The 13,555-nt window shown below is 70.4% G+C and carries 13 protein-coding genes; 3 read left to right on the top strand and 10 right to left on the bottom strand.

Features of this window, described 5'->3' with window-relative positions; genetic code table 11:
• Nucleotides 1-11: 11 nt before the first annotated feature.
• Complete coding sequence (locus HF024_RS07880; protein ID WP_247597359.1) at nt 12-1,061, top strand: Gfo/Idh/MocA family oxidoreductase; 1,050 nt, start codon at nt 12-14, stop codon at nt 1,059-1,061.
• Nucleotides 1,058-2,095 carry a Gfo/Idh/MocA family oxidoreductase gene (locus HF024_RS07885; protein ID WP_168689203.1) on the top strand — a complete coding sequence of 346 codons (1,038 nt, stop codon included), beginning with the start codon at nt 1,058-1,060 and terminating at the stop codon, nt 2,093-2,095. Before HF024_RS07880 ends, HF024_RS07885 begins: the two co-directional genes overlap by 4 nt.
• A gap of 18 nt (nt 2,096-2,113) precedes the next feature.
• Here HF024_RS07885 and HF024_RS07890 read toward each other — a convergent pair whose 3' ends face one another.
• The 3 genes from HF024_RS07890 to HF024_RS19660 are packed head-to-tail and all read right to left on the bottom strand — an operon-like array spanning nt 2,114 to nt 4,596.
• Entirely contained in the window at nt 2,114-2,956 is an 843-nt protein-coding gene (locus tag HF024_RS07890; RefSeq protein WP_168689204.1) for an NAD(P)-dependent oxidoreductase, read from the bottom strand.
• A gap of 27 nt (nt 2,957-2,983) precedes the next feature.
• The gene (locus HF024_RS07895; RefSeq protein WP_247597360.1) at nt 2,984-4,249 is read right to left on the bottom strand and encodes a sigma-70 family RNA polymerase sigma factor; all 1,266 of its coding nucleotides are present in this window, start codon (nt 4,247-4,249) and stop codon (nt 2,984-2,986) included.
• 5 nt (nt 4,250-4,254) lie between these two features.
• Nucleotides 4,255-4,596 carry a YciI family protein gene (locus HF024_RS19660; protein WP_143465773.1) on the bottom strand — a complete coding sequence of 114 codons (342 nt, stop codon included), beginning with the start codon at nt 4,594-4,596 and terminating at the stop codon, nt 4,255-4,257.
• A 192-nt stretch (nt 4,597-4,788) separates the two neighbouring features.
• Here HF024_RS19660 and HF024_RS07900 point away from each other — a divergent pair, with 192 nt between their 5' ends.
• Complete coding sequence (locus tag HF024_RS07900) at nt 4,789-4,914, top strand: LPXTG cell wall anchor domain-containing protein (RefSeq protein WP_168689206.1); 126 nt, start codon at nt 4,789-4,791, stop codon at nt 4,912-4,914.
• Nucleotides 4,915-4,960: 46 nt separating this feature from the next.
• Here HF024_RS07900 and HF024_RS07905 read toward each other — a convergent pair whose 3' ends face one another.
• From HF024_RS07905 to HF024_RS07935, 7 genes are all read right to left on the bottom strand, one after another.
• A complete protein-coding gene (locus tag HF024_RS07905; RefSeq protein ID WP_168689207.1) occupies nt 4,961-6,031 on the bottom strand; it encodes a glycosidase in 1,071 nt (356 codons plus the stop codon).
• Complete coding sequence (locus HF024_RS07910; protein ID WP_168689208.1) at nt 6,028-7,104, bottom strand: hypothetical protein; 1,077 nt, start codon at nt 7,102-7,104, stop codon at nt 6,028-6,030. Before HF024_RS07910 ends, HF024_RS07905 begins: the two co-directional genes overlap by 4 nt.
• Nucleotides 7,105-7,185: 81 nt before the next feature.
• Nucleotides 7,186-8,082 carry a carbohydrate ABC transporter permease gene (locus tag HF024_RS07915; RefSeq protein WP_085369522.1) on the bottom strand — a complete coding sequence of 299 codons (897 nt, stop codon included), beginning with the start codon at nt 8,080-8,082 and terminating at the stop codon, nt 7,186-7,188.
• Entirely contained in the window at nt 8,079-9,065 is a 987-nt protein-coding gene (locus tag HF024_RS07920; RefSeq protein ID WP_085369523.1) for a sugar ABC transporter permease, read from the bottom strand. The genes HF024_RS07915 and HF024_RS07920 overlap by 4 nt, the downstream gene beginning before the upstream one ends.
• Before the next feature lie 7 nt (nt 9,066-9,072).
• Nucleotides 9,073-10,365 (bottom strand): sugar ABC transporter substrate-binding protein, encoded by a 1,293-nt coding sequence (locus HF024_RS07925; protein WP_168689209.1) that lies wholly within the window; start codon nt 10,363-10,365, stop codon nt 9,073-9,075.
• A 19-nt stretch (nt 10,366-10,384) separates the two neighbouring features.
• Nucleotides 10,385-11,410 (bottom strand): LacI family DNA-binding transcriptional regulator, encoded by a 1,026-nt coding sequence (locus tag HF024_RS07930; RefSeq protein ID WP_168689210.1) that lies wholly within the window; start codon nt 11,408-11,410, stop codon nt 10,385-10,387.
• A complete protein-coding gene (locus tag HF024_RS07935; RefSeq protein WP_168689211.1) occupies nt 11,407-13,521 on the bottom strand; it encodes a hypothetical protein in 2,115 nt (704 codons plus the stop codon). The genes HF024_RS07930 and HF024_RS07935 overlap by 4 nt, the downstream gene beginning before the upstream one ends.
• Nucleotides 13,522-13,555: the final 34 nt, after the last annotated feature.

Consider the following 13,555-nt stretch of genomic DNA (forward strand, 5'->3'; position numbering starts at 1 on the left):
CAGACACGTTCGTGAATACACTCCGAGTCGGCCTCATCGGCGCCGGCGGGATCTCGCAGGTGCACGCATCCGGATGGGCGGCGCTGGGCGTGCCGGTCACCGTCTACTCCCACGAGGGCGCTGAGGCGCTCGCGGCGGAGTACGGCTTCGACATCGCCACCGGCCTGGACTCGCTGCTCGCGGCGAGCGACCTCGTCGACATCGTCACGTCGAGCAACAGCCACAAGGAGCTGGCGCTCTCGGCCATCGCGGCCGGCAAGCACGTGATCTGCGAGAAGCCCCTCTCCGTCACCGCCGCCGATGCGCGCGAGCTCGCCGACGCCGCCGCGGACGCGGGAGTGCGGCTGTTCCCCGCTCACGTCGTCCGGTTCTTCCCCGAATACGTCGCGGTGAAGGCCCAGGTGGATGCCGGCCGCATCGGCGACCCTGCCGTGCTGCGTTTCGTGCGCGGCGGGCAGGCGCCCCGCGCCGGCTCGTGGTTCTTCGACGAGAACGCCGGGGGAGGCATCATCCTCGACCAGATGATCCACGATCTCGACCAGGCCAGGTGGCTGGCCGGCGAGGTCACGCAGGTCTACGCGGTGCAGAGCCCGGAGAGCGTCGACGGCATCGTGCCCGGCATCGTCACGGCGCACGTCACCCTCACCCACGCGAGCGGTGCGATCAGCCACGTGCAGGGCACCTGGGGACCGGACGGCACGGTGTTCCGCACGAGTGCCGACGTCGCGGGCAGCAGGGGAACGCTCTCCATCGACTCGCGGAAGGACACCGCGACGGTGCTCGACTTCCCGGCCGGTGTGTCCGGGGACGGCTACCTTCCGCCGTCCACCACCGCCGTCAGCCCGTACACCCGGCAGCTCGCCGCCTTCCTGGAGGCGGTCGTGGACGGAACCGATGCGGTCGTGACGCCGGAGGACGGCGTGCGCGCCGTCGCGATCGCGGAGGCGGCCGCCGCGTCGCTCCGCACCGGGCGCGCTGTCGACATCGACCAGGGGACCGGCCTGGCCGTCGCCGACCCGTCCGTCGCAGGATCGCACATCGCAGAGAACGTCGGCGCATGACCGCCGGAACAGGAGACACCGTGACCCGCCCGCTCAAGATCGCCGTTCTCTCGTTCGCCCATCCGCACGCGATCGGATACTGCCGACTGCTCGCCGGGCGCGACGACATCGAGCTGATCGCCACAGACCCCGACGGCGCTGCCGCCCCGGATGCCGCCCTCCGCGGGGAGGCGCTGGCCGCATCCATCGGGGTGCGCTACGTCGCCGACTACGAGGCGGCGCTCGCCTGGGGCCCGGATGCGGTGATCGTCACGGCGGAGAACGCCAGGCACCGCGCGCTGGTCGAGGCCGCGGCGGCAGCCGGAGCGCACATCCTGTGCGAGAAGCCGCTCGCGACGACGGTTGAGGACGGCCGGGCGATGCTCGATGCCGCCGAGCGCGCAGGCGTGACCATGATGACCGCATACCCGGTGCGCTTCGCGCCGTCGTTCGTGGATGCGCGCGCCAGGGTGCGCGCCGGCCAGCTGGGCGACATCATCGGCATCCGCGGAACGAACAACGGCAAGCTTCCGGCCGACCGCGCCTGGTTCACCGATCCTGCGCTCGCGGGCGGCGGCGCGCTGGTCGACCACGTCGTGCACTGCGCCGACCTGCTCGACGACCTGCTCGGCGCCCTGCCGACCACGGTGCGCGCCGTCTCGAACAGCATTCTGCACGCCGACGACGCGCTGCGGGTGGAGACCGGCGGCCTGGTGACCGCGACCTATCCGGGCGGCGTGGTCGCGACGATCGACTGCTCCTGGACGATGCCGGAGAACGCGCCGACCTGGGGAGGGCTCACGCTGCAGCTCACCGGCACGAAAGGCAACATCACCATCGCGCCGTTCGCACCGCACATCGCGGGGCAGACCGTCGACGGCGAGGTCTGGGAGGGCGTCGGCGACGACCTCGACGCTCTGATGCTCGCCGAGTTCCTCGACGCGGTGCGCTCCGGCCGGGCTGCGGTGCCGGACGGCCAGGTGGGGCTGCGCACGCTGCAGGTCGTGGATGCCGCACGCCGCTCCGCCGTGGACGGGCAGCCGGTCGCGCTGTAGCGGTCGACCGTTGCCTCCCTAGCGTCGGGCGGCGATGACCGAGAAGTCCTTGTCGCCGTCGCCGGTGTCGACCGCGTCCTCCAGCGCGGCCGACACCAGCGACACGGCGGGCAGGGGGTCGCGCGAGGTCGCCAGCATCAGCCGGGTGTCCTTCGCGAGCAGGGCTGCGGAGAACTGGGTGTCGTCGAAGTCGCCGGAGACGACGGGGCCGCCCTTCATCGCGGCGATCGGCGCGAGCGCCGTGATGCCGAGGGTGTCGAGCACCTGCTCGGCGCTGAGGCCGCCGGACTCGCCGAGGCGCAGCGCCTCCACCAACCCCTCGAACGAGACGGCGAGGGCGAGGTTGGCGACGAGCTTGCCCGCTGCCGCCTGCTCGGGGGTGTCGAGCATCCTGAGCTTGTTGGGGTCCGCCCAGAGGGCGACGATGGTGCGCGCGATGCGGGCGGCGTCGTGCTCTCCGCCGATGAGGACGCCGAGGGAGGCGGCGCGGGCGGGCGCGAGGGAGCCGATGACGGGGGAGTGCACGTACGAGACTCCGGCGCCCGCCGCCCACGCGCTGAAGTCGGAGGCGTCCGCGGGCGAGACGGTGGTGATGTCGATCCACACGGCCCCGGATGCGAACGGCAGCCCGCCGTCGACGATCACCTCGCGCACGGCGTCCGGTCCGAACAGCGCGGAGACCACGGCCTGCGCGCCGTCGACCGCCTCCGCCGCGGTCTGCGCCACCGCCGCTCCACGTCGGCCCATCGCCTGCGCAGGCTCCGGGGAACGGTTCCACACGGTCACGCGGTGACCGGCGTCGATCAGGTGGGGGACGAGCTCGCGGCCCATGCGGCCGAGCCCGAGGAATGCGATGTTCATGTCTCCACTCTGCGCCGATGCGGGCGGCTAGGGAAGAGGCGACGCGGTGAGCCTGGCACGCGCCGCCGTCAGGAACTCACGCTCGGCGGCGTTGTCGGCGAGCGCGATGGCCGCCTCGTACGCGGCGGCGGCCTCGTCGGGCCGCCCCAGCCGGACGAACAGGTCGGCGCGGATCGCGTGCAGCAGGTGGAACGCGCCGAGCGCATCCACCAGCCTGTCCGTCTCGGCCAGCGCCGCCGCAGGGCCGTCGACCTCGGCGACCGCGACCGCACGGTTGAGCGCGACGACGGGGGAGGGATGCACGGCCAGCAGCTGGTCGTAGATCGTCACGATCTGCGGCCAGTCGGTCTGCTCCGGGATGCGCGCGTCGTCGTGCACCGCCTGGATCGCGGCCTGGAGCTGGAAGCTGCCCGGTCGGTTCCTGCGCAGGCAGGTGCGCAGGATGTCCTGGCCTTCGGCGATGCGCGCCCCGTCCCAGAGGGTGCGGTCCTGGTGCGGAAGCGGCACGAGCCTGCCCTGCGCATCCACCCGGGCTGCACGTCGGGCGTCGACGAGCAGCAGCAGTGCGAGCAGGCCGAGCGCCTCCTCCTCGTCCGGCATCAACTCGACCAGCAGCCTGGCCAGCCGGATCGCCTCGCCGCACAGCTCGTCGCGCACCAGCCTGTCGCCCGCCGACGCGGTGTACCCCTCGGTGAAGATCAGGTACACGACCGTCAGCACGGAGGCGAGCCGGTCGGGGAGGTCGGCGTCGGACGGGAGGCGGAACGGGATGCGCGCATCCCGGATCTTCGCCTTCGCCCTGGACAGCCGCTGGCCCATCGCCGACTCCTGCACGAGGAACGCGCGCGCGATCTCCGCCGTGCTGAGGCCGCCGAGCAGCCGCAGCGTGAGCGCCACCCTGCTGGCCGGGGCGAGCGCCGGGTGGCAGCAGGTGAAGATCAGGCGCAGCCTGTCGTCGTCCACCGGTCCCTCCTCTGCGATGTCCGGCGCATCCTGCTCGTGCAGGAGCGCCGCCTCCGCCTCGCGGTCGCGTCCGGTGGCCTCGCGGCGCAGCCGATCGATGGCTTTACGGCGGGCGGTCGTGATGATCCATCCAGCCGGTGCAGGCGGGATGCCGTCCTCCGGCCAGCGGACGGCCGCCGTCGTGAACGCATCCTGCACCGCGTCCTCGGCGACGCTCAGATCGCCGAAGACGCGGTACAGGACGGAGACCGCGCGGCCGTACTCTGCACGGAAGACGCGCGCGATGTCGTCGCTGCCGACCGCGGGCTCCACGCCGACCGCACGCTCCACGCCGGTCAGCCCGCGAACGGGCGCACTTCGATGGGCAGCGTGGTCGCGACGGCGAGCCGCCTGCCCCAGTCGAGCGCCGCATCCAGGTCGGGCACGTCGACGATGCTGAACCCGCCGAGATGCTCCTTGCCCTCCGCGAACGGGCCGTCGGTGATGAGCACCTCGCCGTCTGCCGGCCGCAGCACGGTCGACGACGACGCGGGAAGCAGCCCGTTCGAGAAGACCCACACGCCGGATGCGCGCATATCCCGGTCGACGGCGCCGACGGCCGCATCGATCGCCGCCATCACCTCCGGCTCCGGGATGGGCCCGTCGGGCTGGTAGACGCTGAGCAGGTACTGAGTCATGGTGTTCTCCGTTTCTCTCACCGTCTATACGAGTGGGGGTGGGTGATTTCGACATGGTGGGCGCGGTTAGTGTGCAGTCTGGTCTGTGCGGAGGAGGAGCGCCAGGGCGGGGCGGAATGCATGTAAAATGTTTCTATTGCGGTTTGTGGTACGGTCGATGACCAGCCGCTTCGGTGAGAACGGAGGACACAGATGTCGCCACTGGCTCTCTGGAACGTGAATACCCTGCTGATGATCGGCGGAATCGTCGCGGTCGTCGTGGCCTGCGCGGTGTGGGTTCGCCGTCGGCGCCGCCGGCAGGATCGCAACGGCCACTAGGCACCACGGGGAGCGCCCGGCGCGAGGGATTCGCGCCGGGCGCTCGTCACTTCTCTGTGCGGTCCAGCCGCGCCACCCCGATCTTCGAGTCGGCCATCCCGTAGAACACGTAGCGCTGGCCGTCGATCGTCTCGATCGCGGTCGGGAACACCACGTTCGGCACGATGCCGCTGCGCTCGTCCTCCGTCTCTGCCTCGAGGAGCGGGGCGTCTGTGCGGTCGACGACCCGCCAGGGCTCGTCGGCGTCGAGGATCATCGCGCCGGCGCCGTAGTTGACGTTCTGCTGCTGGGCCATCGCGTTGACGATCACGCCCGTCACGCCGTGGTGCAGGAGCAGCCAGCCCTCCGGGACGCGGATCGGCGCTGGACCTGCGCCGATCTTCAGCTCCTCGAAGGGATGCTCGGGGCCGGCCAGGAAGCGGTTGCCGCGCCAGCGGGCGAGCTCCCGGCGGTCGGCGAGCACCGCATCCAGGGGGATGAAGGCGATCCAGATGCTGGGGCGCGGGTCCGGCACGGTGGCCGGCGGACGGTTGCCTTCGCCGGGGCGCACCTCGCCGAGTTCCCAGACCGGGCGGTGCAGCACCGCGAGGCTGGGGGTGCCGTCCGGCGCGACCACGGGCTCGGGAAAGAACACCGTGTCCTTGTTGTGGTAGAGCCCGAGGTCGACGCCGAGGGCGTCGTCGTACTCGAAGGTCACGGGGCCGAGGCGCTGCCAGGAGCGGAGGTCGTCGGAGACGGCCACCGCCGTGCGCGGGCCGAGCGGGCCGAACGCCACGTACGTCATCACGTGCGTGCCGAGAGCCGGGATGAACGTCACGCGCGGGTCCTCGACGCCCGCGTTGTTCGCGCCGGACTCCCACTCCCGCTCCGGCTCCAGCACGACCGCCTCGCGGGTGACGCCGACCGGGAGGCCGCCCTCGATGTCCACCCTGGCGAGCCCGACGCGGGAGACGTTGCCCTCCGCCACGAGTCTCGGCAGCAGGTACAGCGTGCCGTCCGGCGCGTGGCCGGTGGCCGGGTTGAGCACACCCTCCGCCTCCAGCGGGTTGCCGGGCTCCGGGGCCATGATCACGCCCGCTCTGGTGAGGGCGTACGGGAAGTCGTCGGGGGAGCTCATGCTTCCTCCTCTGCGATGGTGCGGTCGTTGCGGTCGTTGCGGTCGTTGCGGTCGTTGCGGTCGGCACGGCGGGTGGAACGGTAGAAGTACATCTCGCGGGAACCGGGCGGCGCATCCCAGCCCTGGGCGAACGTCCAGTCGCCGTCGAGTCTCTGCAGCCCTCCCCAGGCGAGCGAGCCGCCGCGGTTGACGGCGAGCTGCGTGAACGGGGCGGATCGCGCGTAGAGCGCCTGCGCCGCGGCGAAGTCGCCGTGCTCGTCCGCGTAGAAGAAGTCGAGCACCAGGTCGTCGCCGTCGACCACCGCGCAGGCCACTTCGTAGAGCGAGCCGTTCAGCGGGGTGAGGTCGAGGTACGGCTGCTCGGCGAAGGTCCAGTGCACGAGGTCGTCGGAGTGGCCGATCATCGGGCGCCCTCCGCAGCCCTCGGAGAGGAACATCAGATACTCGCCGCCGATCCGCACGGCGTTCCCGTCCGCATCCCGGGGCACCACCGCGCCTTTCGCCCAGTTCTGCGACACGTCGTACGGCACGGCGAGCCCCTGCTTCTCCCAGTGCTCCAGGTCGTCGGACGTGGCGACCATGATGTCGCAGGCCACCTCGCCCGTCTCCGTGCGGCGGATGGCGTTGTAGAACAGGACGTAGCGGCCGTCGACCCCGTAGACCTTGGGGTCTTCGCAGCCGAGCACCTCGTTCTCGAGCGTCGGGTAGATCACCGGGTTGGCGGGCGAGTCCGTCCACAGCCCGTCCCTGCGCACGGCGTGGCCGATGCGGCTGGCCGTCGACTCCTTCCGCGGGGAGGCGCGGTAGAAGAGGTGCAGGGCTCCGTCGCGCTCGATCACGGTCGGGTTGAAGATCGAGTCGCTCGTCCAGCCGATGCCGGTGGGGTCGTCCCACTGGCCGTCCAGCCGGAAGGTGAGCGACGCATCCCGGGCGAACGGCCCGATCGCCCAGGGCGGCGTCTCCGCGTAGTGGGCGGAGAACTGGTCGGTCGAGATGCGGTCGGTGAGCGCGTTGGTGTGGGCGAGGGCTTCGGCGAAGCTCTCTCGGAGGTCGTCGGTGTCGACGGCTTTCACGGTACTCCTCGGTCGGAAAGGGATGGGCGGAAAGGGATGGGCGGAAAGGGGATGGTGGGGTCGGCGCCCCGTGGATGCGGGTCAGCCCTTCACACCGGACCCGATGTCCGTCGACGTGAAGTAGCGCTGGAACACGATGAACAGCACCACCACCGGCGCGGCCAGCACGACCGCCCCGGCGAGGATCGCGCCGTACGGGTTCGTGGTGGACGCGGCGACCGTGCTGATGTAGTTCGCCAGCGACACGGCAAGCGGCTGCATCGTCTGCTCCTTGGTGATCAGGAACGGCCAGAGGAACTCGTTCCACGGCCCGATGAAGGTCAGCAGCAGCACGGTCACCAGCGCCGGTCGCACCAGCGGGAGCGCCACCCTGCGCAGGATCATGAACTCGCCGGCCCCGTCGATCCTGGCCGCGTCGAACAGTTCCTTCGGGATCTGCAGGAAGTACTGCCGGAAGATCAGCACCGCCGTCGAGTTGATCGCGAACGGCAGGATCATGCCGAGATAGTTGTCGGCGAGACCGTAGTTGCGCGCGATCAGCACGTAGAGCGGCACCATCAGCAGCTGGAACGGCACCACCTGCACGAGCAGCGCCAGCGCGAACGTCACGCCGCGCCCCCGCCACCGCAGGATGGACAGCGCGTACCCGGCGAGCAGGCCGAACACGACCGTGCAGAGCAGCACGCCGCCGGTGAAGATCCCCGAGCTGGCGAGCCCGCTCCACAGGTTGATGCGGTCGTTGATGTTGACGTAGTTGTTGAACGTCAGGTTGCCCGGCGTCGGGAAGGCCCCGGCGACCGTCGTGTCCGGAGACGCCTGCAGGGAGCCGACGAGCATGTAATAGAACGGGAACAGGAACGCCAGCGCGCCGATGGTGAGCACGATGCCCTGCAGCACCGCCTGCCCCCTGCTGAGCTGCCGGGGAGAGGACAGATCGGTCTTCCGGCGTTTGCGGGCCGGGGCTGCTGTCGTCGTCATGATTCTCTGTCTCCCGCGAATCGGTTCTGCAAGAAAGCGATGATGAGCACCACCACGACCAGGACGATGCCGATCGCGGCCGCGTATCCCGGGTGGCCCTGCTGGATGCCCTGCTGGTAGATCAGCAGCACGGGGGACGTGGATGCGCCGTTCGGCCCTCCGCCTCCCGTCAGCAGGTACGGCTCGGTGAACAGGTTGGCGCCGACGATGGTCGACAGCAGCAGCACCAGGACCGTCGCCGGCCGGACGCCGGGGATCGTCACCGAGAAGAACTGCCGCACCCGGCCCGCCCCGTCGGTCGCCGCGGACTCGTAGAGCTCGGTCGGCACGTTCTGCAGCGCTGCCAGGTAGAGCAGGATGTAGAAGCCGAGCTGCTTCCAGGTGACGTAGATGGCGATCATCGGCATCGCCAGGGTCGGGTTGACGAACCAAGTGGGGTTCGGTGCGAGCGGCCCGAGGATCTGGTTGACCAGGCCGTCCTGGTTGAACAGGAACAGCCAGACGCCGATGATCGCGACGCTCGCCGTGACGTACGGCACGTAGTAGCTGACCCGCAGGAAGGTGCGGAACCGCTTGATACTGTTCAGGCCGCTCGCCAGCACCAAGCTGAGCACGACCGTCAACGGCACGTTGATGACGAGGAAGATGCCGACGTTCGCGAACGACTGCAGCACGGCGGGGTCGGTGAACGCCGTCACGTAGTTGTCGAGACCGACGAACGGGCGGTCGACGTTCGCTCCGGGAGCCGCGAAGAAGTAGTCGAAGAATGACATGTAGATCGCGAACAGCAGCGGGTACGCGAAGATCACGATCACGAAGATCAGATACGGCGCGCTGAACAGCCAGCCGAGCGGGTTCCGTCCGAAGATGCGCTGCAGCAGCGGCTTGGCGGCCTGGTTCTGTCTGCCGCCGCGTGGCTGCCGCCCGGCGGCGGGGGCGTTGCCGCCCCCGGCCGCCGTGGTGGTGGTGCGGATGCTGGACATGCTCCGCCTACTTCTTGTTCTGCAGCGAGTCGATCTTCTCGGCCGCCGCCTTGAACGCGTCCTCCACGCTGCCGGAGCCGGAGATCACGGACTTGGTGTACGCATCCCGGAGCGCCTGCAACTGCGCGACGGTGTTCGGGCCGGACGGGTCGTCGACCGTGCGCGCCGACTGGGCGCCGAACTCCTTGTACGCCGGGTGGGCGGCGAAGTAGTCGGCGTAGACGGAGGCGAGGTTGTCACGGATCGGCATCTGGCCTGTGACGTTCAGGAGCTTGTTGTCCTGGTCCTTACTCGTGGCGAACTTGAGCACATCCCATGCCGTGCCCTGGTTCTTGCAGGAGGTGTACACGCCGACGTTCTTGGCGTCGGGGAAGGTGTACGTCTTGTCCGCTGCGACGCCGTCCTTGGTCGGGACGGGCACGGATCCCCACTTCACCTTGTCTCCGTAATACGCGATGGCCCACGGGCCGACGATGGCCATGGCCGACTTGCCGTCGGCGAACGCGTCGCCCTGGAACTGCTCCTTGCCCGCGAGGCCCTGGGAGTAGATGCTCTTCCAGAAGTTCGCGACCTCGAGGCCGTCCGCGCTGTCGATGGTGGCCTTGCCGTTCTCGATCAGGCCCTTGCCGCCGGTCTGGGCGGCCAGGAGCGGCAGGTAGTCGAAGTTCGGCTGGAAGAACTCGCTGGTCGGTGCTGGATAGATGGCGTACTGCGCCGCGCCGCTGGAGGTGACCTGCTTGGCCGCCGTCAGGAACTTGTCGTATGTCGACAGGTCGGGGTTGTCCGGGTTGAGTCCGGCCTTCGCGAAGATGTCCTTGTTGTAGAAGATCATCACGGGGTTCTGCTTCCACGGCATCTGGTAGAAGTCGCCGTCCGCCGACTTGTACTGGTCGGCGGCGCTTCCGCTCCTGGCCTGGATGTACGAGTCGCCGTCGGAGAACTTCGACAGGTCGACGAGGCCGCCCTGCTTCTCGAACTGACCGGTGACGGCGGGGAGGTTGTTGAACACCAGGCAGGGCGTCGTGCCCGCGGTGATGGCCGCGCCGAGCACTTCCTCCGTGCTCTTGCCGGCCGGCACCTCCTGGGCCTTGATCTTCTGGTCGGGGTGGGCGGAGTTCCACGAGGAGACCATCGCCTTGCCCCACTGCACCTCCTGCTCGTTGTTCGAGTACCAGATGGTGATCGGGCCCTTCGCCTTCATGGCGTCGGACGAGCCGCCCCCGCTCGACCCGCAGGCCGCGAGGGCACCGGCGATGGCACCGGCGGTGACGATGCTGAGGATGATCCTGCGTCTTTGCATTCTTTCGTTCCTTTGTGTTTCACTCGCCGCCGGCGGGTGCCGCGGTCGATGCGCGCACGACGAGTCGTGCAGGGGGCAGGGCGACGTCGGCCGGCTCGCCGTCTTCCACCAGCCGCAGCAGTGCGGTGGCGGCGGCGATGCCCCATCCGGTCGGGTCGTTGTCGATGGTGGTCAGCGACGGGTACACGTACGTCCCGATCTGCGAGCCGTCGAGGCCCGTGATCGAGAGATCCTGGGGGAGCCGGAGGCCGCGCTCGTGCGCGACGCCCATCCCGGCGATGGCCATCGGGTCGTTGCCGTAGACGATCGCGGTGGGCCGGTCCGGCCCGTCGAGCAGCGCCTTGGTGGCCTCCGCGCCCTGTTCGGGCGAGAAGTCGGTGGGCACGACCACCGGGGTCAGCCCGGCGGCGAGCATCGCGTGCTCGTACCGTTCCCGCCGCTTGCGGCCGTGCAGCATCCTCTCGTCGCCGGAGACGTGCACGATCCTCCGGTGGCCGAGACCGATGAGGTGGGAGACAAGGTCGTCGATGCCTGCGTCGTAGTCCCGGGTGATGACGGGGAACGGCGTGTCGTTGCCCGGCTCTCCGAGCGACACCGCCTGCATCCCGAGCCCGTGGATGAACGGGATGCGCTCGTCGTCCGCGAGCAGGTCGGTGAGCAGGAAGCCGTCGACCCGCTTGTCGGCGGCCAACCTGCTGTACGCGCGGCGCTCGGCCTCCTCGTCCGGCACGACGGTGAGCACGAGCACCTGCCCGCGCTCGGCGAGCACTGTCTCCACGCCGGCGATGAACGCGGGGAAGAACGGGTCGACCTCGATGGTGCGCGGGTCACGGCGGAGGATCAGGCCGAGGGCGTACGCCCGCTTCGTGCTGAGACCCCTGGCGCCCGGGTTGGGACTCCAGCCCAGCTCACGCGCCACCGTCAGGATGCGGTCCCGGGTGTCCGGCGCCACCCCGCGGCGGTCGTTGAGTGCGAGGGAGACGAGCCCCTTGCTCACGCCCGCCGCCTTGGCGACGTCGTTGATCGTGACCGTCGCTGCGCTCATCGGGGCACCACCGTCGTGAACCCTCCGGACTCGACGACGACCACGGCGTGACCGCCGAGCTTGGCGGGGGAGCCGACCTGGTGGCCGGTCTTGTCGTACCGGGTCACGGTCACGGGGCCGGTGCCTGCGAGCTTCGTCAGCGTCGGCAGCTTCGTGCCGTTGACGTGCACATCGAGCCCGGTGGATGCGCCGGCCAGCCCGAGGTGCGACACCACCGGCTGCACGAGCACGGCGTCGAGGCTCACCGGTCCGCCGACGCGCGCCGTAACGGTGCGCACCGCGGGGAGCACGGGGACCGGCAGCGTCTGCGGCTTGAGGTGCACCGTGGTGGGCGCGATGCCCTGGGCTTCGGCCGCCGCGTTGACGGTCGTGCCGATCGGGAGCGTGATCCGCCCGGCCGTGGCCGTCCAGACCGTCTTGCCCGACCCTCCGGAGCCGAGGTCGGCGATGGGCAGGATGCTCGCGAGAGCGTGCCCGGCCGGGAGCGTCACCGTGATCGTGTCCCCGGCTTTCGCCGTCACGTACTTCCCGCCGGACCAGTTGGCCGATCTCGTCCAGGCCGAGGGCGGCGTGACCACGGTGGCCGACCCGGTCAGCGCGCCGTTCTCCGCCTCGACGACCGTGAGGCCGTCCGTCGCGGTGGTGCGGGTGAGGGCTGTGGCTTGCGCGGCGACGGCGGGATGCGCATCCAGTGCCAGCATCGACAGCTCGGTGTGGATGACCGACTCCGCCCCGCAGTTGCGGTTCACGGTCGCGTCCGCCCCGATCCCGTCGATGCACACGCCGGTGGCCGGGTCGTAGACGGGGACGCCGGCCGGGTTGGCGCCGAAGTACCAGGCCGCCTGTGCGGCCGCCAGCTGGGTGAGCCCGGATGCGCCGGTCGCGTCGGCGACGGACAGCAGCCCTTCGAGGCGCGAGTCGACGCCGTAGGCGATCTGCGTGGTGTCCGCCGGGGTCGGCGTCCAGCCATTGTCCGGGCCGCCCGAGGCGAGGAGCTGGGCGGTGAACTGGGCGGCGTCCGTCGCGGCGGTCTTCTGCAGGTCTTGCCTGCCGAGCACGGTCGCCGCGCGCGAGAGGGCAGCGGGCTCCATCCCGCCCCAGGCGTGCCAGAACGTGGGGGAGTTGGCCTCCGGCAGGAGCGCGCCGAACGGCCACTGCCCGATGCCGCTGCTGGCGAGCCCCGCGATGCCCTCCGCGTAGCGGGAGAGCGCCGTGGCCGCCGCCTGGTCGCCCGGCGCCGCCTTCACGTACGCGCTGAGGCCGAGCACCGCCTCGCTGGTGGCGCTCGCGCTTCCCACGATCAGCCAGGCAGGGACGGTGACCCCGTTGGCCTGGACCGTGATGCCGTACTTCGACAGGGACTGGCGCTGCAGGGCGGAGAGGGAGAGGTCCATCCGGTCTTTCAGGAACGAGGCGAACGCCGGGTCGGTGGCTGCGAAGCCCGCGTAGCCTTCTCCGAGCGCCCAGACGGTGCGCGCGAGCCAGAACGACTCGGCCGAATCGCTCGGGTCGGGAAGCTCGACCGGGATGGCCGACGGGTTCAGGGTGCCGTCGGACTGCTGCCAGAGCACGACGCCGCCCGCGTTCGGGCCGGTCGTGGTCTGCAGGTAGGTGAGCGAGCGCAGCAGTTCGTATGCGGACTGCTTGCTGCTGGCCGTGCCGTTCTGCGCCCAGTCGCGCAGGTAGACGACGGCGGCCCGGGAGATGTCGTCGGCGTCGAAGGCGCCCTGCGCGTACCAGCCCTTCGCTGCGTCGGTGATCGGACCGCCGCCGACGCGACGGAAGGTTCCGTCGGCGATGCGGTCGGCGTAGACCCACGGTGCGCGGGCGGTCGGCTCCTCGGCCTGGCGGTACGTCGTGTGGCCGTCGACGCCGGGCAGCAGGGGGACGTCGGCCTGCAGCCAGTCGAGGTGCGCGAGGTTCGTCAGCTTCGCCGGAGCCGCAGCAGTGGCAGGGGTCCCGGTGGCTGCGACAGTGGATGCGGTGGTCGCCGCGGGGGCGACGGCCTGCGCGGGAAGCGCGCCGAGCGTGGCGGCCATCGTGCCGCCGAGGATGAGGGCGAAGATCGCCGTCGAGCGGCGTCGTACGGGGTGGTTTTGGAGGTCTCGCATCGTCGCGTCCTTTGTGTCTAAACCGGTTTAGGTG

This window comes from Leifsonia sp. PS1209 (assembly GCF_012317045.1).
Lineage (GTDB): Bacteria > Actinomycetota > Actinomycetes > Actinomycetales > Microbacteriaceae > Leifsonia.